The 22,328-nt window shown below is 66.7% G+C and carries 19 protein-coding genes; 12 read left to right on the forward strand and 7 right to left on the reverse strand.

The window, feature by feature from the left end:
* The 5 genes from KGR00_RS21525 to glcD all read right to left on the reverse strand — a co-directional run.
* Nucleotides 1–202: hypothetical protein (locus tag KGR00_RS21525; protein ID WP_224424524.1), on the reverse strand; the 202-nt coding region annotated here is incomplete at its 3' end.
* Between the two features lie 77 nt (nt 203–279).
* Nucleotides 280–681, reverse strand: a complete 402-nt coding sequence (locus tag KGR00_RS21530; protein WP_224419274.1) for a heme-binding protein — start codon at nt 679–681, stop codon at nt 280–282.
* A gap of 100 nt (nt 682–781) precedes the next feature.
* On the reverse strand, nt 782–2,020 hold the full coding sequence (gene glcF / locus KGR00_RS21535; protein ID WP_224419275.1) for a glycolate oxidase subunit GlcF: 1,239 nt from the start codon (nt 2,018–2,020) through the stop codon (nt 782–784).
* Between the two features lies 1 nt (nt 2,021).
* On the reverse strand, nt 2,022–3,134 hold the full coding sequence (gene glcE / locus KGR00_RS21540) for a glycolate oxidase subunit GlcE (protein ID WP_224419276.1): 1,113 nt from the start codon (nt 3,132–3,134) through the stop codon (nt 2,022–2,024).
* Between the two features lie 9 nt (nt 3,135–3,143).
* Entirely contained in the window at nt 3,144–4,643 is a 1,500-nt protein-coding gene (gene glcD, locus KGR00_RS21545; RefSeq protein ID WP_224419277.1) for a glycolate oxidase subunit GlcD, read from the reverse strand.
* A gap of 253 nt (nt 4,644–4,896) precedes the next feature.
* On the opposite strand from glcD, the gene glcC reads away from it, so the two are divergent.
* A complete protein-coding gene (gene glcC / locus KGR00_RS21550; RefSeq protein ID WP_224419278.1) occupies nt 4,897–5,673 on the forward strand; it encodes a transcriptional regulator GlcC in 777 nt (258 codons plus the stop codon).
* A gap of 39 nt (nt 5,674–5,712) precedes the next feature.
* Here the strand turns inward: glcC and KGR00_RS21555 are convergent, their stop codons facing one another.
* Complete coding sequence (locus KGR00_RS21555) at nt 5,713–6,387, reverse strand: GntR family transcriptional regulator (protein WP_224419279.1); 675 nt, start codon at nt 6,385–6,387, stop codon at nt 5,713–5,715.
* A 169-nt stretch (nt 6,388–6,556) separates the two neighbouring features.
* Between KGR00_RS21555 and KGR00_RS21560 the strand changes: the two genes are divergently transcribed.
* From KGR00_RS21560 to KGR00_RS21610, 11 genes are all read left to right on the forward strand, one after another.
* Complete coding sequence (locus KGR00_RS21560) at nt 6,557–7,018, forward strand: heme-binding protein (protein ID WP_224419280.1); 462 nt, start codon at nt 6,557–6,559, stop codon at nt 7,016–7,018.
* Nucleotides 7,019–7,539: 521 nt separating this feature from the next.
* Entirely contained in the window at nt 7,540–8,520 is a 981-nt protein-coding gene (locus tag KGR00_RS21565) for a TRAP transporter substrate-binding protein (protein WP_224419281.1), read from the forward strand.
* Between the two features lie 81 nt (nt 8,521–8,601).
* The gene (locus tag KGR00_RS21570) at nt 8,602–8,931 is read left to right on the forward strand and encodes a TRAP transporter small permease subunit (RefSeq protein WP_224419282.1); all 330 of its coding nucleotides are present in this window, start codon (nt 8,602–8,604) and stop codon (nt 8,929–8,931) included.
* A gap of 3 nt (nt 8,932–8,934) precedes the next feature.
* Nucleotides 8,935–9,204: a hypothetical protein gene (locus tag KGR00_RS21575; RefSeq protein WP_224419283.1), complete on the forward strand. Its 270-nt coding sequence runs from the start codon at nt 8,935–8,937 to the stop codon at nt 9,202–9,204.
* Nucleotides 9,205–9,214: 10 nt separating this feature from the next.
* Nucleotides 9,215–10,498 (forward strand): TRAP transporter large permease, encoded by a 1,284-nt coding sequence (locus KGR00_RS21580; RefSeq protein ID WP_203234868.1) that lies wholly within the window; start codon nt 9,215–9,217, stop codon nt 10,496–10,498.
* 68 nt (nt 10,499–10,566) lie between these two features.
* Nucleotides 10,567–11,361, forward strand: coding sequence for an enoyl-CoA hydratase (locus tag KGR00_RS21585; RefSeq protein WP_224419284.1), 795 nt, complete (start codon nt 10,567–10,569; stop codon nt 11,359–11,361).
* 31 nt (nt 11,362–11,392) lie between these two features.
* Nucleotides 11,393–12,580, forward strand: a complete 1,188-nt coding sequence (locus KGR00_RS21590; RefSeq protein WP_224419285.1) for a CoA transferase — start codon at nt 11,393–11,395, stop codon at nt 12,578–12,580.
* 86 nt (nt 12,581–12,666) lie between these two features.
* Nucleotides 12,667–13,875 (forward strand): aminotransferase class V-fold PLP-dependent enzyme, encoded by a 1,209-nt coding sequence (locus KGR00_RS21595; protein WP_224419286.1) that lies wholly within the window; start codon nt 12,667–12,669, stop codon nt 13,873–13,875.
* 37 nt (nt 13,876–13,912) lie between these two features.
* Nucleotides 13,913–16,927 carry an FAD-binding and (Fe-S)-binding domain-containing protein gene (locus KGR00_RS21600; RefSeq protein WP_224419287.1) on the forward strand — a complete coding sequence of 1,005 codons (3,015 nt, stop codon included), beginning with the start codon at nt 13,913–13,915 and terminating at the stop codon, nt 16,925–16,927.
* A gap of 142 nt (nt 16,928–17,069) precedes the next feature.
* Entirely contained in the window at nt 17,070–18,056 is a 987-nt protein-coding gene (locus KGR00_RS21605) for an aldo/keto reductase (RefSeq protein WP_224419288.1), read from the forward strand.
* 99 nt (nt 18,057–18,155) lie between these two features.
* On the forward strand, nt 18,156–20,468 hold the full coding sequence (locus tag KGR00_RS21610; RefSeq protein WP_224419289.1) for a diguanylate cyclase: 2,313 nt from the start codon (nt 18,156–18,158) through the stop codon (nt 20,466–20,468).
* Nucleotides 20,469–20,477: 9 nt separating this feature from the next.
* Here KGR00_RS21610 and KGR00_RS21615 read toward each other — a convergent pair whose 3' ends face one another.
* Nucleotides 20,478–22,175 (reverse strand): L-lactate permease, encoded by a 1,698-nt coding sequence (locus KGR00_RS21615; RefSeq protein ID WP_224419290.1) that lies wholly within the window; start codon nt 22,173–22,175, stop codon nt 20,478–20,480.
* Nucleotides 22,176–22,328: the final 153 nt, after the last annotated feature.

The following is a 22,328-nucleotide window of genomic DNA, read 5'->3' on the forward strand; positions in this document are numbered from 1 at the left end:
GCCAGGCGTCGAGTTCGCCCTGCAGGCGCTCGCGCTCGGCGAGCAGGTCGCGGTTGGTCGGCGCGAGGTCATGGACCAGGGCATCGACGCCGGCCCAGAAGGCCTCGGGGTCGACGCCGGTGCCGGGCAGGGCCTCGTCGGTGATGAAGCGGTCGAGGTCGGCGGCCACCTTGAGGCGGTGGCGGGTGATGTGGTCGGTCATGGTCGGTCTCCTCGTCGGAACGCGATGAGTGCCTTCACTATAGAGGGCTTGATGGGGGCTTGGGCTGGCGCTTGTCGTCAGCCGATGGCGCCGACACCGGCCTTGGCGACCTGTACGTCCTGGTCGGGCTTGACGCCGGAGACGCCGACGCTGGCGATCACCTGGCCGTCCTTGATGATCGGCACGCCGCCGGACAGCAGCGCCTGCATCGGCGCGGTGGTGAAGGCGATGCGGCCGTTGTTGATCATTTCCTCGAAGACCTGGGTCTCCTTGCGGCCGATGGCGGCGTTGCGGGCCTTCTCGCTGGCCACGCCGGCCGAGAACGGCGGCGCGCCATCCAGGCGGCGCAGGCCCAGCAGATGACCACCGTCGTCGGCCACGGCGATGGTCACCGCCCACTGGTTGGCCTCGGCTTCCTGCTGGGCGGCGTCGAGGATGGTGTTGACGTCCTGGAGTTCGAGTACGGCTTTGCTCTGCATGGTGGGTCTCCTTTAGCTTTTACTTAACTGGCGTTCCAGATGACTGACTATTTGAAGAAAAAGTACCGCCCGCTCGCGAGATGCGGCGCGCAGCAGCTTTTCAGTGTTTTTCCAGGGCCTCGTCGACGATCTCGATCCAGTGCCTCACCGGCGTCCTGCCGGCGCCGCCGAGGTGCGTCTGGCAGCCGATGTTGGCGGTGACGATCAGTTCCGGGTTGCCGGCTTCCAGGTTGTCGAGCTTGTTGTCGCGCAACTGGGTGGCGAGTTCCGGCTGGGTCACCGAGTAGGTGCCGGCGGAGCCGCAGCACAGGTGTGCGTCCTGCACCGGGGTCAGCTCGAAACCGAGACGCGTCAGTACGCGCTCGACGCTACCCCCGAGTCGCTGGGCGTGCTGCAGGGTGCAGGGGCAGTGGAAGGCCAGGCGCCGGCTTTCGCTGACGTCGAGAGCGTCGAGGTCCTCGTCGCGCAGGATCTCGGACAGGTCCCTGGCCAGGGCGCTGACCCGTTCGGCCTTCTCGGCGTAGGCCGGATCGTCGGCGAGCATGTCGCGGTACTCCTTGACGAAGGCGCCGCAGCCGCTGGCGGTCTGGACGATCGCTTCGACGCCGTTCTCGATCGCCGGCCACCAGGCGTCGATGTTGGCGCGCATGCGTTCGCGACCGGCCTCCTGGGCGTTGAGATGATAGTCGATGGCGCCGCAGCAGCCGGCCTGGGGGGCCGGCGTCAGGCCGATGCCCAGGCGGCCGAGTACCCGCGCGGTGGCGGCGTTGGTGTTGGGCGACAGCCCCGGCTGCACGCAGCCCTCGAGGATCAGCATCTGCCGGGCGTGTTGCCGGCCGTCCGGGCGCTCGCCCGGTTCGACCGGACGCGCCGGCAGCTTGTCGCGCAGGGTGCCGGGGACCAGCGGGCGGAAGGTCTGGCCCAGCGCCAGCAGGGCCTTGAAGCGATGCGGGTCGACCAATGCCTTGCGTAGCCCCAGATGGATTACACGTTCCTTGGGCGTGCGCCCGACGCGGCGGTCGACCTCGGCACGGCCGATGTCGAGCAGCTTGTGGTACTCCACGCCGGAGGGGCAGGTGGTCTCGCAGTTGCGACAGGTCAGGCAGCGGTCCAGGTGGAGCTGGGTCTCCCTGGTGACCTGATCGTCGTCGTCGCGGCTCTCCAGCAGCTCCTTCATCAGGTAGATGCGCCCCCGCGGCCCGTCCCGCTCGTCGCCGAGCAGTTGATAGGTGGGGCAGGTGGCGTTGCAGAAGCCGCAGTGCACGCAGCTGCGCAGGACGCGGTCGGCCTCGCGGATGTGCGGCTTCTGGAGATCGGCGTCGGTGAACTGGGTCTGCATGTCAAAGGGCCTCGTAGAGCCGGCCGGGGTTGAAGATGCCGTTGGGATCCAGCTTGGCCTTGAGCTGACGGTGGTACTTGGCGAGTACCGGCGAGAGCGGTGTGAAGGGCGATTCGGCGCCCCCCTCGGCGTGCGGTGTGAAACAGGTGGCGTGCCCGCCGGCGCGGGCCGCCGCCTCGCGGATGGCCTCGGCGTCGGCATCGCTCTTCAGCCAGCGCTGGGCGCCGCCCCAGTCGTAGAGCACCTGGCCATCGAGGGCGAGCGCCGGCATGTCGTTGGGCAGCGAAAGTCGCCACAGCGGGCGCGCGTCGTCGGTGAAGAACGCCAGGCGCTGCTCGCGCAGCGTGCGCCAGAAATCGGTGTCCAGCGCGTCGCCACCGAGGCGTTCGGCGGTGGCGGCCACCGAGCTGTTGCCGCCTTCCAGACGCAGGTGCAGGGCGCCGTCGTACCAGGCGGCGGCGCTCAGCGGCAGCGGCTGGCGGCCCCACTCGGCGAGACGCTCGAGGGCGCTCTCCAGGCTCATCGTCAGGCGCAGGCTGCGCGTCGCCGCGGGCTTGGGCAGGACCTTGAACGAGATCTCGGTCAGCACGCCGAGGGTGCCCTGGGCGCCGGTCATCAGCCGCGACAGGTCGTAGCCGGCGACGTTCTTCATGACTTCGCCACCGAAGCGCAGTGGCTTGCCGTCATGGCTGATCACCCGCGCGCCGAGCACGAAATCGCGTACCGCCCCGGCCCAGGGGCGACGCGGCCCGGAGAGGCCGCAGGCGACCGTGCCGCCGACGGTGGCACTCGCACCGAAGTGGGGCGACTCGAAGGCCAGGCGCTGGTCCTCGGCGTCGAGGGCGGTCTCGAGTTCGGCGAGCGGTGTGCCGGCGCGTACCGTGACCACCAGCTCGACCGGGTCGTAGTGGGTGATGCCGCGGTGCTCGGCCAGCGACAGTGTCTCGCCCTCCACCGGACGGCCGTAGAAGGCCTTGGTGTCGCCGCCGACGATCTTCAGCGGCGTGCCCTCGGCGTCGGCGCGACGGACCCGATCGCACAACCGATCGGCGATGTCCTGGCCGCGCTCGCCATGAACGGGATGGGCGTCCTGTTCGTGATGTGGCTGGGTCATGATCGTTCCTCAGAAGCGCGGAAGGTCCGGGTGCGGCAGTTCGCCGTTGTGCACGTGCATGGCACCGAATTCGGCGCAGCGGGCCAGTGTGGGAATGTTCTTGCCGGGGTTGAGCAGGCGGCGGGCGTCGAAGGCCGACTTGACCGCGTGAAAGACGCTCAACTCGTCGGGCTGGAACTGGCTGCACATCTGGTTGATCTTCTCGCGACCCACGCCGTGTTCGCCGGTGATGCTGCCGCCGGCCGCGACACACAGTTCGAGGATCCTGCCGCCGACGTCCTCGGCCAGTTCCAGCTCGCCGGGCTTGTTGGCATCGAACAGGATCAACGGGTGCATGTTGCCGTCGCCGGCGTGGAAGACGTTGGCCACCGCCAGGCCGGACTCCTCGGAGAGCCGGGCGATGCCCATCAGCACCCGGGGCAGTTCGCGGCGCGGGATGGTGCCGTCCATGCAGTAGTAGTCCGGCGACATGCGGCCCACCGCGGGGAAGGCGTTCTTGCGGCCGGCCCAGAACCTGGCGCGCTCGGCATCGTCGCGGGCCTGTTCGATGGCGGTGGCGCCGGCGGCCTCTAGCACGTCGCGCACGGTGGCGCAGTCGTCGTCGACGTCGGCCTCGACACCGTCGAGTTCGCAGAGCAGGATCGCCTCGGCCTCGGTGGGGTAGCCGGCCTTGACGAAGTCCTCGGCGGCGCGGATGGCGAGCTTGTCCATCATCTCCAGCCCGCCGGGCACGATGCCGGCGGCGATGATGTCGCCGACCGCCTTGCCGGCCTTCTCGACGTCGTCGAAGCTGGCCATCAGCACCTTGGCGCTTTCCGGCTTGGGCAGCAGCTTGACGGTGATCTCGGTGATCACGCCGAGCATGCCCTCGGAGCCGGTGAACAGCGCCAGCAGGTCGAAGCCGGGGGCGTCGAAGGCCTCCGAGCCCAGTGTCATGCGCTCGCCCTCGATGGTGATCACCTCGACGCGCAGCACGTTGTGCACGGTCAGGCCGTACTTGAGGCAGTGCACGCCGCCGGCGTTCTCGGCGACGTTGCCGCCGATCGAACAGGCGATCTGCGACGAGGGATCGGGGGCGTAGTAGAGCCCGTATGGGGCGGCGGCCTCGGAGATCGCCAGGTTGCGCACGCCGGGCTGGACGCGGGCGATACGCGCGTTGGGGTCGACCTCGAGGATCCGCGCGAAGCGCGACATCACCAGCAGCACACCCTGTTCCAGCGGCAGGGCGCCGCCCGACAGCCCGGTGCCGGCACCGCGGGTCACCACGGGTACGCCCAGTTCGAAGCAGCGTCGCATCAGGGTCTCGACCTGGGTCAGGGTGTGGGGCATGGCGACCAGCATGGGCAGCACGCGGTAGGCCGACAGCCCGTCGCATTCGAAGGGGCGCAGGTCCTCCTCGCGGTGCAGCAGGGTCATGTCGGGCAGCGCCTGCTGCAGGTCGTTCAGGACGGCGGTCTTGTCGACGCGTTCCAGGGCGCCGTCGAGCCGCTCGTCATAGAGAATGTTCATGGTCACTCTCCGCTCAGCGGGCCGGCGCAGTGGTTGGCCGGCAGTCACGGGCCCACGCCGGGCATCCCGACGTGAGTATGGCATTCAATCTGAGCGTTCTCGTTGCCCCTGTCCAGTTTTTGGTATGCTGGTCTGACCAGTAATTGGTCTAATTTATGGAAGTGGATTCCAGTATTTCAATGAGTGCTTTTGGGGCTTCTGATGGCGGCAGTTCAGGGCATGACGGGGACGCTGGTATTCGGGGAGTAAAGCGATGGTCGACTATTCCACACAGCCGGACAATCGGCGCATGGCGGACGTGGTTGCCGCCAGACTGGAGGAACTGATCCTCGACGGCGTGGTGCGTCCCGGTGAGCTGCTGCCTTCCGAGCGGCGGCTCTGCGACCGGCTCGGCGTGTCGCGCGCCTCGCTGCGCGAGGGGCTGCGCGTGCTGCGCGGCAAGGGCATCATCGAGACCCGCCAGGGTCGGGGGTCGCGGGTGACGCAGCTGCTGCCACGCCACGACGACAGCCCCCTGATGCACCTGTTTCGCGATCACCCGCGAACCCTCTACGATCTGCTCGAGGTGCGCACCCTGCTCGAGGGCGAGTCGGCCAGGCTCGCCGCCCTGCGCGGCACGCCGGCGGATCGGGTGATGATCACCCGGCACTTCGAGGCGATGGTCGACTACACGACGAGCACGGCGGCGATCGATGCCGAGCGCCTGGCACGCTTCGATCACGCCTTCCATCGGGCGATCTGCGAGGCCTCGCACAACCCGGTGCTGGTCTACACTCTGCAGGGGCTCACCGACCTGCTGTTGAGTTCGGTGTTCGCCTCGGTCAAGAATCTCTATCACCGGCCGGGGCCGCGTGAGCAGATCAATCGCCTGCACGAGCGGCTGTTCCACGCCGTCATCGATCAGGACCCCGAGGCCGCCCGGCAGGCGGCTCTCGATCATCTGGCGAGCATCGGCGACAACCTGCGCGAGATCGAGGCCGAGGACGAACGGCTGGAGCGCTCGGCGATGCGTCTCGAGGCCTGGGAGTGAGCCGATGCCGGCCGCGCCTCGGCTCCGACCGATCTGCGCTCAGCCGACGGCCTGGCGCTCCTCCTCGACGAGGCCGGTCAGCGACTTGGCCTCCAGCTTGTGGCACAGGTGCTCGCGGAGGATCTGCCCCAGCCATTTGCCGTCACGCTTGATCAGCGCCTTGATCATCTCCTCGTGCTCGCTGACCGCCTGGCGCCAGTATTCGTCGCTCATTTCGGCGGTGTAGCGCACCCGCTTCACGCGCTGACTGAGGTTGTTGTACATCTCGATCAGCACCTCGTTGCCGGAGGCTTCGAGGATGTGTTCGTGAATCTGCTGGTTGACCTTGAAGTAGTCCTGCAGCTCGTTGTTGCGGTAATGCTCGAGCATCCGGTCGTGGAGCCGGCGGACCGCTTCGACCTGGGCGTCGCTGATGTTCTGGCAGGCCAGCTCGCCGGACAAACCCTCGAGCGCCGCCATCACCCCGTAGGTGTCCTTGACCTTCTGCAGCGTCAGGCGGGTCACGCGTGCGCCGCGATTGGGCAGAATCTCGACCAGTCCCTCCGAAGTGAGCACCTTCAGTGCCTCGCGGAGCGGGGTCCGTGACACACCGAACTTCTCGCAAAGCTGTTTTTCGGAGATCCGCTCACCGGGAGTCAGGGCGCCCTGTTCGATGAGTTCCCGGATGCGATCGGCGACTTCCCGATAGAGATTTCTGTGCTGGATCTTTTCCATGGGCGGCTCTCTCGTCGGCATTGCCGCCTGCGTGACGACTCGGATAACGGGGAAAGCGAGACGGGGCCGTCATTGGCAGGAGGCGTTTCGCGTTGACAGTGTCCAAAAAGTATTATGAATTCAAAAAAAGGGCAAGCTATCCCGTCATCGTCGCACATCAGGAGGAATCATGGCAGGCAAGGTGTATCGCACGCGGGTCGTCGTCACCCGCCAGCAGGCCCGGAACATGCTCGACGGCGCCTTCGCCGAGGCGCGGCGCCGCGAGATGGAGCCGCTGACCGCCGTGGTGCTGGACGGCGGCGGCCACGTGATCGCCGCCGAGCGTGAGGATGGCTGCGCTCCGCTGCGCTTCGACGTGGCCCGCGGCAAGGCCTATGCCGCGCTGGGCAATGGCGTGGCGAGCCGGGTGGTGGGCGAGCGCAACGTCGAACGTCCGGCCTTTCTGGCCGCCGTCGCGGCGGCAGCCGACGGGCGGTTCGTGCCCGTGGCCGGTGGGGTGGTGATCCTCGATGCCGACAGCGAGGTGATCGGTGCCATGGGGGTCAGCGGAGCCTCCTCCGACGAGGATGAAGGCGCCGCCATGGCCGGCATTCGCCAGGCCGGTCTGACGCCGGGCATTGCACCGGCCTGAAGGTGGCGAGCCGGTCGTGGCCGGCTTGCTCTACGCTTTGTCTGAAAAATGTCTGCGCTCGCCCATACGGCGTTAAAAATTGACTCAAAATGCTCATTTACGGCTTGTAAACTGCGCTTTTTCGTCAATTTTTGCCTTGTCTGGCCATCGCTCGCCGACTTTCAGACAGAGCTTAGCGTGGTTTCTTCTCTGTTCTTGCCAGCCGGGCATCGCATGGTGCCGCACTTTAGTATGTTTCCAAGGTTTTGATTTTTAAGACTTAAAAAGTCCACTTCGGGTTTCTTGCTGCGACCAAAGCATAATTTCTAATTTTGAATTATGTATCCATCTTTGATGAGTCTCGACGCCTTCCGCTTCGGGAGCACGCCAACCGGGAGCCTCGACCGGTGTCCCGGCGCAACGACAACGCCAAACGACAATGAACGAATCCGGGTAGGCAGCCGGACCGCCACTGAGTGATGCGATCGATTCGAAGGGCGGTTCTCCATGCCTATAAAAACAACGAAGCAGCGGAGTTCAGTATGAAAGCCTTGAAAACAGCCTTGCTCGCCTCGGTGCTCGCCTTCGGAGTGCAGAACGCCCAGGCCGACGAGATCACGATCAAGTTCGGTCACGTCGGTGCGCCGGGGTCACTGTTCGAGAAGAGCGTCAACCGGTTCGCGGAAATCGCCAATGCCAAGCTCGAGGGCGAGGCGCAAGTCGTCCCCTATGGCTCGAGCCAACTGGGCAACGACTCGCAACTGCTCAGGAAACTCAAGCTGGGCACGGTCGATCTGGCCCTGCCATCGTCGATCATGAGCAGCGTTGCACCGGAATCCTCGCTGTTCGAAATGCCCTACCTGATCCAGGATCGCGAGCACATGAAGACGGTGCGCGACGCGGTGGTGCGGCCCAAGCTCTACCCGGCGGCCGAGCGCAAGGGCTATCGAGTGATCGGCGTCTGGGAGAACGGCTTCCGCCAGATCACCAACAACGAGCGGCCGATCAACACGCCCGAGGATCTCCAGGGCATCAAGCTGCGCACGCCAAACGGCGAATGGCGCGTGGCGATGTTCAAGAGTTACGGCGCCAATCCGGCGCCCATGCCGCTCTCCGAGGTGTTCGTCGCCCTGCAGACCGGTGCGATGGATGGCCAGGAAAACCCGCTGGTGCAGATCTATTCGCAACGCTTCCAGGAAGTGCAGAAGTACCTGTCGATCTCCAACCACGTCTATACGCCGGCCTATGTGCTGGCCGGGGCGAGCTGGAACCGCCTGCCCGAGCACGTTCGCGAGGTGCTCACGGCCTCGGCCGAGGAGGTCGAGGACTATGCGCTCGAGCAGGGCGCTCAACTGGACGATGAGCTGCTCGCCAAGATGAAAGCAGCGGGCATGCAGGTCAACGAGGTCGATACCCAGTCGTTCATCGACAATTCCGGCTACATCTACGAGAAGTTCGCCAACGAGGTGGATGGCGGACAGGAGATGCTCGATCGCGTCGAGCAGCTGCGTAGCGATGGCTGATCGGGGATGGATGGCCCCCGTGATCACGGTCGCGGGGGCCAATGATGCGATGCGACTGCCCGAACGCTTCTGGAGCCGGCAATGACTTCCCTATCCCGAATCAAGACGGTCTATTCCAAGTTTCTCGAACTGGTGGTGGTGATCAACGTGGTGGCACTGGCGCTGGTGGTCAGCGTCGGGTTTCTGTCCCGCGTGCTGGGCTCGCCATTCAGCTGGTACGGCGAGGTGGCCTCGGTGGGGTTGGCCTGGCTGACCTACTATGGCGCCGCGCTGGCCGCCGCCAAGGGCGCGCACATCGCCTGCCCCAGCGTCATCAACGCCTTCCCGCCCGCCGTTCGCCTGCCCATCGCGCTGGTCGCCGAGGTCTTCACGATCGGCTTCTTCGTGCTGCTGGGCTACACCGGCTATTAGGTGGTGCTGATTCTCGACGGCGAAAACCTGGTCAGCCTGCCCGACGTCTCGCTGCAGTTGACCCAGTCGGCGATTCCCATCGGGGCGGCGCTGTTCGTCGTTTCCGAACTGCTGCGCCTGCCCGAGGTGATCGCCAGTGCCCGGGGCGAAGGGTTCATCGATCACGAACTGGAAGAAGCCGGCCTGGACGCCGATAACGCCCGCGAATCGGCCGATGCCGAAGCGGTGCCGCCGGGCGACGAGCACGGCGATCGCCGGATGGCGCGCAACTAGGAGAACAACGATGACCATTCTGGCCATGTTTGCAGGCCTGATCCTGCTGATTCTGATCAACGTGCCGGTGGCGATCGCGCTGGGCATCATCGGCACCTTCGCCACGGTGATGAATTACGGCACCCTGGCGCTGCCCAACGTCGGGCTGGTGATGTTCGACGGGGCGACCAAGTTCCCGCTGATCGCGATTCCACTGTTCATCCTTGCCGGGGCGATCATGAACGCCTCGAGCATCTCGCGCCGCCTGATCGATCTCGCCTCGGCGATGGTCGGCTTCATCAAGGGTGGGCTGTCGATGGTCACCATCGGCGCCTCGATCTTCTTCGCCGAGATCTCCGGGTCGGCGGTGGCCGGCGTCTCGGCGATCGGCAGTCTGCTGATTCCGGCAATGAAGAAGAAGGGCTATACCAAGGAGTTCTCGGCGGCGATCTCCTCGTCCGCCGCCAGCCTGGCGATCATCCTGCCGCCGTCGATTCCGATGATCCTCTACGCGGTGATGTCCGGCGAGTCGGTGGTCAAGATGTTCGTCGCCGGCATCTTCCCGGGCCTGCTCGGCGCCCTGGGCCTGGCCGCGATGTGCTACTACCTGGCCAAGCGCAACAATTTTCCCTCGGAAGGTCGCTTCCAGGCCAAGCGGCTGTGGGAGGCGTTCAAGGGGGCCATCTGGGCGTTGCTGATCCCGGTGATCATCCTCGGCGGCATCTTCGGCGGTATCGTCACCGCCACCGAGGGCGCGGCGCTGGCGGTGATCGTGGCGATCTTCATCAGCTCGGTGGTGTATCGCGAGTTCAGTCTCAAGATCTTCTACAAGGCGTGCCTCGACGCCGGCGTGCAGACGGCGGTGGTGATGCTGCTGGTGGCGAGCTCCGCGGTGGTGGGGATGTTCCTGACCGAAAGCCAGATCCCGCAGCACCTCGCTCAGTCGATCAGTCAGCTCACCGACAACAAGTATCTGATCCTGGCGTTGCTCAACATCGTGCTGCTGATCATCGGCGTCTTCCTGCACTCCGCGGCGGCGATCATCCTGGTAGTGCCGATCGTGCTGCCGCTGGTCACCGCGGTGGGCATCGATCCGCTGCATTTCGGCTTGATCGTTACCCTCAACCTGGCGATCGGCCAGCAGACCCCGCCGGTGGCGAGCGTGCTGATCGCCTCATGCTCGATCGCCCGCTCGGACATCTGGGCGACCACCCGGACCAACCTGTGCTTCCTGGGCGTGCTGCTGGCGGTGCTGCTGATCAACACCTATATCCCGGCCTTCGCCCTGGCACTGGTGCACCTGATCTACGGCTGAATACCGTTGACCGACGAGACCGCGGGGGCATGGCGCCCGCGCATGACCGACAACCGAGAGGTAATCCCATGACGGACGACAAGCGCGGCCGGGTCGAGTACCAGAAGCGCGACGGCGTGGCCTGGGTGGGCTTCGACCGCCCGGCGAGCCGCAACGCCATGACCTGGGAAATGTACGACGCCCTGGCAGCGATCTGCGCCGAGGTCGATGTCGACGACACGGTGCATGCCGTGGTTTTCCACGGCTGTGGCGGCGAGGCCTTCGTCGCCGGTACCGACATCAAGCAGTTCGCCGATTTCGACGCCCCCGAGGACGGCGTGCGCTACGAGCGGCGCATCGACGCCATCCTCGGCGCCCTGGAGGGAATCGCCAAGCCGACCATCGCACTGATCGAGGGCTTCTGCGTGGGTGGCGGGGCGGCCATCGCGCTGGCTTGCGATTTCCGCTATGCCACCACCGATCTCAAGTTCGGCGTGCCGATCGCCCAAACCCTCGGCAACTGCCTGTCGGTGACCAACGTCTCGCGCTTCATGGACATCGTCGGCATCCCGCTGACCAAGGAGATCCTGATGACCGCCAGGCTGGTCGAGGCGCCGCAGGCCGAGGCGATCGGTCTGGTCAACGGCGTCTTCGAGGCCGAGGCCATCGAGGCCGAGGTGGCCGACAGGGCGGCGGCGTTCAAGCGCCGCGCGCCGCTCACCGTGCAGGCCGCCAAGCAGCTCATCAAGCGCGTTCAGGAACATCGGCGGATGCCGGCGGATGCCGGCGACGACTGGGTGCGCACCTGCTACACCAGCCGGGACTTCAGGGCGGCGGTCGACAAGTTCGTCAACAAGACCCCGTTCGAGTGGACCGGTGAATGATTCCCCTGACGATTCGCGGAGGAGACGCCGCATGCTTCCCCTGGATGGACTGAAGATACTCGACATCTCGCAGATCATGGCCGGCCCCTACTGCACCATGGTACTGGGCGACATGGGTGCCGAGGTGATCAAGATCGAGAAGGCCAACGGCGGCGACGACAGCCGCCAGATGGGCCCCTACGTCAACGACGAGTCGACCTGCTTCTCGCAGATCAACCGCAACAAGCAGAGCATTTCCCTGAACCTCAAGGACGACCGCGCGCGTGAAATCTTCCATCGCCTGGCCCGGGAGGCCGACGTCATCGTCGAGAATTATCGCCCGGGGGTGACGAAGTCGCTGGGCATCGACTACGACGCCATCAGCGCGATCAACCCCGGCATCATCTACTGCTCGATCTCCGGCTACGGCCAGAGCGGCCCCTACAGCCATCGCGGCGGTTTCGACCTGGTCGCCCAGGGCATGACCGGGCTGATGTCGATGACCGGCGAGGCGGGGCGGCGGCCGCTGAAGACCGGGATCGCCGTCTACGACATCGGCGCCGGGATCACCGCCGTGTATTCGATCCTCGCGGCCTACGTGCACAAGATGAAGAGTGGCGAAGGACAGCACATCGACATCGCCATCACCGAATGCGGCCTGCCGTGGTTTACCTGGGAGGCGGCGGCCTATTTCGCCGAGGGGCGGGTACCCGAGCCCACCGGCTGGCGGCATCGCGTCTCGGCACCCTACCAGGCGGTCAAGACCCGTGACGGCTACATCATGCTGGGTTGCGCCAACCAGCGAACCTGGGAGCGCTTCTGCGAGAACGTGATCGAACGCCCCGCACTGATCGACGATACCCGCTTTCTCACCAACAGCGACCGGGGGGCCAACGTCGAGGAACTCGAGGCGCTGCTCGAGGACATCCTCGCCGGCCACGACATGGCCCACTGGCTGGAACGCTGCGACAGTGCCGGGGTGCCGGCCGGGCCGATCAACGACTTCGCCCAGGCGATGCAGGACGAGCACTATCTGGCGCGGGGCATGGTCCAGGAGATGGAACACCCGGTGATCGGTCCCATGAAGACGATCGGCTTTCCCAGCAAGTTCTCGCGCACGCCATCGCAGATCCGCCGCCCGGCGCCGCTGTTCGCCCAGCATACCGATGAGATCCTCGCCGGGCTGGGCATGGGGCGCGACGAGGTCGAGGCGCTGCGCCGCGAGGGCTGCATTCGCTGAGCCGGCGCCCGTGAGGTCAACGGGCGCCGATTATTGAATTCAAAATTCATTATCAAGAATCACAAGATCGCTGACGGAGATTTCCGATGCTCAATCTCGACTTCCATCCCTCCGGCCGTCACTTCCTGCAGATCCCCGGCCCGTCGCCGGTGCCGGATCGCATCCTGCGCGCCATGAGCCTGCCCACCATCGATCACCGCGGACCGGAGTTCGGCGCTTTGGGGCTGGAGCTGCTGGGCAAGGTCAAGCGGGTCTTCAAGACCGACAACCCGGTGGTGATCTATCCCGCCTCCGGCACGGGTGCCTGGGAGGCGGCGCTGGTCAACACCCTGTCGCCGGGCGACCGGGTGTTGATGTACGAGACCGGGCACTTTGCCACGCTGTGGCAGAAGATGGCGCGCCGCCTGGGATTGGAGCCCGAGTTCATCGGCCTGCCGGGCTACGAAGGCTGGCGGTGCGGCGTCCAGGCCGAGATGATCCAGGCGCGCCTCGCGGAGGATGGTGAGCACGCCATCAAGGCGGTCTGCGTGGTCCACAACGAGACCTCTACCGGGGTCACCAGCGACATCGCCGCGGTACGCCGGGCGATCGATGCCGCCGGACACCCGGCGCTGCTGCTGGTCGATACCATCTCGGGGCTTGCCAGCGCCGACTATCGGCACGACGAGTGGGGCGTCGACGTGACCATCTCCGGGTCGCAGAAGGGGCTGATGCTGCCGCCCGGGATCAGCTTCAATGCCGTGTCCGACAAGGCGATCGCCGCCAGCCGCGAGGCACGCCTGCCCAAGAGCTTCTGGGCCTGGGACGAGATCCTCGAGGCCAACACGACCGGCTACTGGCCCTATACCCCGAGCACCAATCTGCTCTACGGGCTCAACGAGTCTCTGGACATGCTGCTCGACGAGGGGCTCGACAATGTCTTCGCCCGGCACCGGCGCTGGGCCGCCGGGGTGCGTAGCGCGGTCGAGGCCTGGGGGCTGGAGGTGCAGTGCCAGGACCCGGCGGTGTATTCACCGGTGCTGACCGGGGTCGTGGTGCCCGAAGGCGTGGACGCCGACGCGGTGCGCCGCACGATCTACGAGCGCTTCGACCTGTCACTGGGGACCGGCCTGGGCAAGGCCAAGGGGCGGATGTTCCGCATCGGCCACCTCGGCGACTGCAACGATCTGACGCTGATCGCCACGCTGGGCGGCTGCGAGGCCGGGCTCAAGCTGGCCGGCGTCGAGCTCTCGGGCAGCGGTGTCCAGGCGGCGCTCGAGTATTTCGCCGCCCATCCGCGCAACGCCGCGCAATGATCTCGGCCCGTCGAACCGTCGAGAAGGAGGGGAGGCGATGACGTCGTTATCCAGCACCACCGTCCAGACGCGGGGCTCGCGTGATGCCCGGATCAAGCCCGTTTCCGAGCTGGCCGAGCGCCTCGGGCGCGAGATCGCCGGCGACGTGCTCTTCGACGAGGCGTCGCGCGGGCGCTATTCGACCGATGCCTCGATCTATCAGATCACCCCGGTGGGCGTGGTCGTACCGCGCCATCAGCAGGACCTGGCGACGGCGCTGGACATTGCCCGCGACGCCGGCGTGCCGATCCTGCCGCGGGGGGCCGGGACCAGCCAGTGTGGCCAGACGGTGGGCGAGGCGCTGGTGCTGGACACCAGCCGCTGGCTCAACGGCGTCGTCGAGTTCGACGAGGCGCGGCGCACCGTGGTGGTCGAGCCGGGGATCGTCCTCGACCATCTCAATGCCTGGCTCAAGCCCTACGGCCTATGGTTCCCGGTCGACGTCTCGACCAGCGCCCAGTGCACCCTCGGCGGCATGGCCGGCAACAACTCCTGCGGCTCGCGCTCGATCAAGTACGGCAACATGGTACACAACGTGCTGGGCATCGACGCGCTGCTCGCCGACGGCACGGCGGCCTCGTTCGGCTATCTCGACGAACTGCCCGGCGGCGACCCGCTGCAATCCATCGCCCAGCGGGTATGGGCGATCGCCGAGCGCGAGAAGGCCAATATTCGCGAACACTTTCCCAAGGTGCTGCGCCGGGTCGCGGGTTATAACCTGGATCTGTTCGACTGCCAGAACGAGCGGCCCTACGACCCGCGGGGCCGGGCCAACCTCGCCCATCTGCTGATCGGCTCGGAGGGCACGCTGGCGCTGACCCGGCGGATCACGCTCAGGCTCGAGCCGCTGCCCGAGCACAAGGTGCTGGGCGTGGTCAATTTCCCGACCTTCTATCAGGCGATGGACCTGACCCAGCATATCGTCATGCTGGCGCCATCGGCGGTGGAACTGGTCGATCGCACCATGATCGATCTGTCGCTGGAGAATCCGGCGTTCCGGCCGGTGATCGAGAAGGCGCTGATCGGCAAGCCGGAAGCGGTGCTGCTGGTCGAGTTCTCGGGGCAGGAGCGCGAGCCGCTGCTCGATGCCCTGCGTCGGCTCAACGAGTTGATGGCCGATCTGGGCCTGCCCGACTGCGTGGTCGACATGCCCGGGGCCGCCGAGCAGAAGGCGCTGTGGAACGTGCGCAAGGCGGGGCTCAACATCATGATGAGCATGAAGGGCGACGGCAAGCCGGTGTCGTTCATCGAGGATTGCGCGGTCCCGCTCGAGCATCTCGCCGAATACACCGACAAGCTGACCCAGGTGTTCCACAAGCACGGCACCGAGGGCACCTGGTACGCCCATGCCAGCGTCGGCACCTTGCACGTGCGGCCGATTCTCGACATGCGTCGCGACGGCGCCGGGAAGATGCGCGCCATCGCCGAGGAGGCCTCGGCCCTGGTACGCGAGTACAAGGGCGCCTACTCCGGCGAGCACGGCGACGGCATCTGCCGGGGCGAGTGGATCGCCTGGCAGTTCGGGTCCGCGCTCAATGCCGCCTTCAAGGAGGTCAAGCAGCTCTTCGATCCCGACAACCTGTTCAACCCCAACAAGATCGTCGATACCCCGCGGATGGACGACGATCGTCATTTTCGCTTTCCGCGGGACTATCAGACGATTCCGCTCACGCCGGTGCTCGACTGGTCGCCCTGGGACGTCGAGCGCGACCCGCTGAGTGGCGAGCAGAGCGCGCCCGGCAGCGGTGGCGACCCGACCGGCGGCCTCGCCAAGGCCGTGGAGATGTGCAACAACAACGGCCACTGCCGCAAGTTCGATGCCGGCACCATGTGTCCGAGCTATCGCATCACCCGTGACGAACAGCATCTCACGCGAGGTCGTGCCAATACCCTGCGTCTGGCCCTCTCCGGTCAGCTCGGCGAGGCGGGGCTGGCCAGCGACGCCGTCAAGGAAGCGCTCGATCTGTGCGTGTCCTGCAAGGGCTGCAAGCGCGACTGCCCGACCGGTGTCGACATGGCCCGATTCAAGATCGAGGCGCGCGCCGCGCGCGTCGAGACCCACCCCCTGGCATGGCGGGAGCGGATGGTCGCCGAGATGCCGCGCTATGCGCCCTATGCCAGCCGGCTGGCGCCGTTGCTCAATGGCGTCGAGCGTTTCACGCCGCTGGCCCGCTGGGTCAAGCGCTCGCTAGGGCTGGCCGAGGCACGCTCGTTGCCGGCCTTCGGTGATGACTACCTGCGTCGTGCCCCGGCGGCGCCCGACGCGTCGACGAGGGTGGGCGAGGTCGTACTGTTCGTCGACACCTTCAACAACTACATGGAAGCGGCCAATGCCGCGGCGGCGCACCGCGTGCTCACCGCCGCCGGCTACCGCGTGCATCTCAACAACCCGCCCGGCGAGCGGCCGCTGTGCTGCGGTCGCACCTATCTGGCCGCCGGCCAGGTCGACAAGGCCAAGGCCGAGGCGCGGCGCACGCTCGATCACCTGATGCCCTACGTCGAGCGGGGTGCCGCCATCGTCGGGCTCGAGCCGTCGTGTCTGCTCACCCTGCGCGATGAGTTCCTCGGTTACGGCTATGGGGAAGAGGCCAGGGCGCTCGCCGAAGCGGCGCTGCTGTTCGAGGAGTTCCTGGTTCGCGAACACGACGCCGGCCGCCTGGCGCTGGACCTCAAGCCGCTCGGGACGCAACGCGCCTGGCTGCACGGCCACTGTCACCAGAAGGCCTTCGACGCGCTGCGCCCGGTGGAGGCCGTGCTGGGCTGGATCCCCGACCTGGAGGTCAGGACCATCGAGTCGTCGTGTTGCGGCATGGCCGGCAGCTTCGGCTACGAGCGCGAGCATTACGACGCCTCGATGCAGATGGCCGAGCTGGCGTTGCTGCCGGCGGTTCGCGACGCCGGGGAGGACGAGCTGGTGGTGGCCGACGGCACCAGTTGTCGCCATCAGATCCGGGATGGTGCGCAGCGCGAGGCATTGCACGTCGCTCGGGTTCTGGAGCAGGCGCTGGCCTGACGGGTCGGCGCGTGACGATAGTAGGGAAGCAACAGGACGATGAACGATCTGCGCAGTGACTCGCTGACGCGGCCCGGTCGGTTGCCGCTTCCGTCTGCCTGCTATGGTTAAGGGTCTCCATCCAACGGTACGGAGTGTCACCATGGACTATCGTCGCCTGGGAACGACCGGACTCAAGGTATCACCGCTGTGCCTGGGCACCATGACCTACGGGACCCCGCAGTGGCGGGACTGGGTGCTCGACGACGCGCAGAGCCGGCCGTTCATCGAGCGGGCGCTGGAGGCGGGGATCAACTTCTTCGACACCGCCGACATGTACTCCGACGGCGAATCGGAGCGGGTGGTGGGCCGCGCGCTGCGGGACTTCGCCCGGCGCGAGGCGGTCGTCGTCGCCACCAAGGTCTACAACCCCACCGGCGACAAGGGCCCCAACGAGCGCGGGCTGTCGAAGAAGCACATTCGCCACGCCATCGACGCCTCGCTCGAGCGGCTGGGCATGGATTACGTCGACCTCTACCAGACCCACCGCTGGGATTACGACACGCCGATCGAGGAGACCATGGAATCGCTCCACGAGGTGGTGTGCTCCGGCAAGGCGCTCTACCTGGGGGCGTCGAGCATGCATGCCTGGCAGTTCGCCAAGGCGCAGCGCGTCGCCCGCGAGAATGGCTGGACGCCGTTCTCGACCATGCAGCCGATGGTCAACCTGATCTATCGCGAGGAGGAGCGGGAGATGATCCCGCAGTGCATCGACCAGGGCGTGGGCGTGATTCCCTGGAGTCCCCTGGCGCGCGGCATTCTCGCCGGCAGCAAGCCGGTCGGCGGCGAGGGCGAGACCACCCGGGCCAGGAGCGACGAGCAGATGCGCAACTGGAAGCTGGGGCTGGAGCGCGATCGGCCGGTGATCGAGGCGCTGCAGGCACTCGCGACGGAAAAGGGCGTCTCGCCGGCCCAGGTGGCGCTGGCCTGGCTGCTGCACAAGCCGGGAATCACGGCACCGATCGTCGGCGCCAGCAAGTCGCATCATCTCGATCAGGCGCTGGGCGCGCTCGACGTGTCTCTCGCGGCCGACGAGATCGAGCGGCTCGAGGCGCCCTATGTCCCGCACGAGGTCGTGGGCTTCGTGTGACGCCGGCTTGCGTTGAAGGGCCGGCCCTTCGGGCTGTCGACAAGCTCGGGAGGCGGGCTTATGGTCGGATGTGTCTCCGTCACGCCCGGGTCTTCTCCCATGAGCGATTTCGCCGAGCGCTACGCGCGGCTGCACGCCGTGCAGGACGAGATGGCCGCCAGGCTGGCTCGGTTGCGCGATATCCGACCCTGCTTCATCGACTTGTCGCTTCGCGAGAATGCCGTCGGCGCCAGCCGCGGGCAGACCCTCGATGCCAAGTTGGCCACCCTGGCGCGGCTGCGCCAGTTCGGCTTCGACGACATCCTGCTGGGCACCCTGGACTATGCGATGCCCGACGAGCCGACGGTCGACGACGACTTCATGATCCACCTGCGCGACCAGGGGATCGATCGCCGTGGCTGCTTCGCCTTCACCCAGGTCGGCACGTTCGACCCGGCCGGTGTCTTCGTGCCGGACCATTCCCAGTGCAAGCTGCGCGACTATGCGGTCCCCAATACGCTGCACCAGCTCTCGCTGGGCTGGCGCGCTCGCCAGAGCGCGGACCAACTGGCGTCGCTCGAGGCCCGGCTGACGGCATCGATCGCCTGGTTGCAGGCCAACGTCGCCGGTGAGGCCGGCGGCGCGCCGCGCATCATCATCAACCTCATCGATGGTTGCGACGGTTTCGCCGTCGATCCCGAGGCGATGTGCCGTTTGTTCGCGCTGCTCGCCGAGCAGCCCATCGAGGGCGTCAGCTTCGAGGATTGTCGCGGCACCTACCTGCCGTTCCAGATTGCTGCCTTCGTGACCATGGCTCGGGCGTTCACGCCGCCGCCGCTCAAGCTGCTGGTGCACTTGCATGCCGGCGCCGGCGTGGAAAACGCCGCGGCCATCGAAGCCCTGCTCCACGGCGCCGACGGGGTGTGGGGCGCGTTGTCCAAGCAGGCCGCCGTCATCGGTCATGCCTCGTCCAGCGAGCTGATTGCCAATCTGGTGCGCCTGGGCAACCGCCACCTCGAGACGCGCTTCCGGCTCGAGCGCCTGCTGCCGCTCACCCGTTCGCTGCGCAAGGGGCTCGATGGCGACCCGCCGGTCGACTGGCCGATCATCGGCGACAATGCCTACCGACTGCCGCTGAGCGACTTCCGTCAACGCAGCGGGCGTTTCATGGACCTGCCGCCGGAACGGATCGGCGGGCGCTATCGTTACCGGCTCTGCCCGCTGGTCAGCGACAGCGGGGTACTCGCCGGGCGTCTGGCCGAGGTCACCGGCTACCCGGCGGAGACCTTCCAGGCAGGCGTGTTATCGACCATGCGGCGTCTGATGCGTCGCGATCTGCGGCGGGGTCTGCGGATTCGCTACGACGAGCCGACGGCCCTGCTGACGCTGTATCGGCGGGCGCGTGGCGAGGTCGCGGCCAGCGCGCAGATGTCCGGCGCAGCCGGGCCGTCCGAGCGGTCGGCCAGCGTCGATCCGCAAGCCCCTCTGCGCGGCGACACGGACATCTACCGGGCGCTGCTCGAGTCGACCCGCGCGATTCCCTGGCGCATCGACTGGGAAAGCCTGCGTTTCACCTATATCGGCCCCCAGGTCGCCGAGTTGCTGGGCTGGCCCGTCGACAGCTGGGAAACCATCGAGGACTGGGCCGAGCGCATGCATCCCGAAGATCGCGACTGGGTGGTCGACTACTGTGTGGCGCAATCGCGGGCCGGCAATGACCACGAAGCCGACTATCGAGCGTTGACCGCCGGCGGCGAGTATCGCTGGGTGCGCGACGTGGTGCATGTGGTACGGGATGCCCAGGGCGAGGTGGAGGCGCTGGTCGGTTTCATGTTCGACATCCACGAGCGCAAGCTCGGCGAGCAGGAACGACTCGACCTGCAGCGTCGCCTGGAGACGCTCTCCTACCAGGATGGACTCACCGAGATCGCCAATCGGCGGATGTACGACAGCACCCTGGCGCGGGAGTGGGCGGTGGCGCGACGCAAGGCGCGCCCGCTGTCGCTGGTGCTCATGGATATCGATCATTTCAAGCAGTACAACGACCACTACGGCCACCTGGCCGGCGACGACTGTCTGCGCCGGGTCGCGACACTCTTGAGCGAGGCCTGTCCGGGGGAGTTGCTGGCGCGTTACGGCGGTGAGGAGTTCGTGCTGTTACTGCCGGATACCAAAGTCGCGGCGGCACGGGTCATCGCCGAGCGCTGCCGACGCCGCGTGGCGGAGGCGGCGATGGTGCACGCCGGGTCACCGGTTTTCGGGCGCGTCACGATCAGTGTGGGCGTGGGGGAGGTGGTCCCGGATGGGAAGTCGGAGGTCGACGCCTTCGTCGCCGGTGTCGACCGGGCCCTCTATCGGGCCAAGCGCGAAGGTCGCAATCGGGTGGAGGTCGTCCCGGCAGGCCGCGCCGAAAGCGGCGCGGCCTCGGGATGAGGGGGCGGGTCAGCCCCCCAGCAGGCCATCGGTGACGTGAAGCCCGTAGAAGGCGATCAGACCGATGATACCGGCGAACAGCACGTAGTAGAGGGTCGGCAGCAGGGTCTTGCGCAGGGTGACCCCCTCGCGGCCCAGCAGGCCCACCGTCGCGGAGGCCGCCACCACATTGTGGATGGCGATCATGTTGCCGGCCGCGGCACCCACCGCCTGCAGGGCCACCATCATCGCCGTCGACAGCCCCAGTACCTCGGCGACGTTGAACTGGAAGTCCGAGAGCATCAGGTTGGAGACGGTGTTGGAGCCGGCGATGAACGCCCCGAGCGCACCCACGGTCGGCGCGAACAGCGGGTAGATATCGCCTACGCTGTCGGCGACGAAGCGCGCCATGGCCACCGGCATCGACACCAGATCCGCGCCGTTGACGCCGGAGTTGATCAGGATGCGCACCATGGGAATGGTGAACAGCAGCACGAAGCCGGCCCCCAGCAGGGTTCGGGTCGACTCGTTGAAGGCGGCCTTGACCTCGCTGCCACGCATGCGATGCATGCCGATGGTCAGCAGTACCACGAACACCAGGATCCCGCCGGGCAGGTAGAGCGGTTGCACGCTGCCCGAGATGCCGGTCTCGCCGAGGATGTCGCTCCAGCCGAGACTCAGCGAGGTCAGGGCGTCCTTGAGCGGCGCGATGGTCCGCGACAGCACCAGGAACACCGCCAGCAGCACATAGGGGACCCAGCCCATGAACACCGAGATCGGCGTGCGGCCGGCGACCTGGTCGGTCTTGATCTCGAGATTGCCGCGCCATTCGTCGGGCCACTGCTCGGCGTCGGGGAAGTCCCAGGTCTCGCGGGGCAGCAGAAAGCCCTTGCGCGCCGCCGGGACGACGATTGCCAGACCCACCATTGCGCCGATCATCGACGGGAATTCCGGCCCCAGCAGGACCCCGGCCAGCATGTAGGGCACCACGAAGCAGACCCCGGCGAAGAGCGCGAACGGGGCGATGGCCAGGCCTTCGCGCCAGGAGCGATTGGCGCCGAAGAAACGCACCATGATGGTTACCAGGATCAGCGGCATGAAAAGGCCGATGATGCCGTGGGTGATGGCCACCTCGGAGGTGATCAGGCGGAAGTAGTGCTCCCAGCTGGAGCCGCCGGCGACCAGTTGCTCGGTGATGCCGGACTTGTGCAGGCCGCCGCTGACACCGACCACGATCGGCGTGCCCACCGCACCGAACGACACCGGTGTGGACTGGATCATCATGCCCACCACCACGGCGCCGAGTGCCGGGAAGCCCAGGGCTACCATCAGCGGCGCGGCCACGGCGGCCGGGGTGCCGAAGCCGGAGGCCCCCTCGATGAAGCAGCCGAACAGCCAGGCGACGATGATCGCCTGGACACGGCGGTCCGGGCTCAATCCCGAGAAGCCGTTGCGGATCGCGGCGATCCCCCCGGAATGCTTGAGCGTGTTGAGCAGCAGGATGGCACCGAAGATGATCCACAGGATCGCCACGGTGAGAATCAGCCCCTGGAAGGTCGAGGCCAGCACCCGGGAGAAGGACATGTCCCAGGCCAGCAGGGCGATCAGTGCGGTCACCACGAAGACGATCGGCATCGCGGTACGTGCGGCCATTCGAAAGCCGATCAGCAGGATTCCCGCCAGCAATAGCGGCAGGAAGGCCAGAAGGGCGAGAAGCGATTCACTCATGAGGCACTTTCCCTCTTGTTCTTGTCCAGCCTGGCGGCCGGGCGTGACAGGTCGTTTGCAGCGCATGTCGGCGCGAACACCGAAGCGGCTTGGCAGCCGAGTCGGAACGATAATCGGGAATCGGGACGTTGGCTATCCTTGGAAAATTGGTTT

The sequence above is a fragment of the Modicisalibacter sp. MOD 31.J genome, assembly GCF_020147985.1.
GTDB lineage: Bacteria > Pseudomonadota > Gammaproteobacteria > Pseudomonadales > Halomonadaceae > Modicisalibacter > Modicisalibacter coralii.

Bases quoted from the DNA above. Each gene is read 5' to 3' on its own strand.
- KGR00_RS21595 (WP_224419286.1), top strand. From the start codon at position 12,667: ATGCTCAATCTCGACTTCCATCCCTCCGGCCGTCACTTCCTGCAGATC.
- glcC (WP_224419278.1), top strand. From the start codon at position 4,897: ATGGTCGACTATTCCACACAGCCGGACAATCGGCGCATGGCGGACGTG.
- glcD (WP_224419277.1), bottom strand. From the start codon at position 4,643: ATGAACATTCTCTATGACGAGCGGCTCGACGGCGCCCTGGAACGCGTC.
- KGR00_RS21560 (WP_224419280.1), top strand. From the start codon at position 6,557: ATGGCAGGCAAGGTGTATCGCACGCGGGTCGTCGTCACCCGCCAGCAG.
- KGR00_RS21605 (WP_224419288.1), top strand. From the start codon at position 17,070: ATGGACTATCGTCGCCTGGGAACGACCGGACTCAAGGTATCACCGCTG.
- glcF (WP_224419275.1), bottom strand. From the start codon at position 2,020: ATGCAGACCCAGTTCACCGACGCCGATCTCCAGAAGCCGCACATCCGC.
- KGR00_RS21600 (WP_224419287.1), top strand. From the start codon at position 13,913: ATGACGTCGTTATCCAGCACCACCGTCCAGACGCGGGGCTCGCGTGAT.
- KGR00_RS21590 (WP_224419285.1), top strand. From the start codon at position 11,393: ATGCTTCCCCTGGATGGACTGAAGATACTCGACATCTCGCAGATCATG.
- glcE (WP_224419276.1), bottom strand. From the start codon at position 3,134: ATGACCCAGCCACATCACGAACAGGACGCCCATCCCGTTCATGGCGAG.
- KGR00_RS21565 (WP_224419281.1), top strand. From the start codon at position 7,540: ATGAAAGCCTTGAAAACAGCCTTGCTCGCCTCGGTGCTCGCCTTCGGA.
- KGR00_RS21585 (WP_224419284.1), top strand. From the start codon at position 10,567: ATGACGGACGACAAGCGCGGCCGGGTCGAGTACCAGAAGCGCGACGGC.
- KGR00_RS21530 (WP_224419274.1), bottom strand. From the start codon at position 681: ATGCAGAGCAAAGCCGTACTCGAACTCCAGGACGTCAACACCATCCTC.
- KGR00_RS21555 (WP_224419279.1), bottom strand. From the start codon at position 6,387: ATGGAAAAGATCCAGCACAGAAATCTCTATCGGGAAGTCGCCGATCGC.
- KGR00_RS21580 (WP_203234868.1), top strand. From the start codon at position 9,215: ATGACCATTCTGGCCATGTTTGCAGGCCTGATCCTGCTGATTCTGATC.
- KGR00_RS21610 (WP_224419289.1), top strand. From the start codon at position 18,156: ATGAGCGATTTCGCCGAGCGCTACGCGCGGCTGCACGCCGTGCAGGAC.
- KGR00_RS21570 (WP_224419282.1), top strand. From the start codon at position 8,602: ATGACTTCCCTATCCCGAATCAAGACGGTCTATTCCAAGTTTCTCGAA.
- KGR00_RS21615 (WP_224419290.1), bottom strand. From the start codon at position 22,175: ATGAGTGAATCGCTTCTCGCCCTTCTGGCCTTCCTGCCGCTATTGCTG.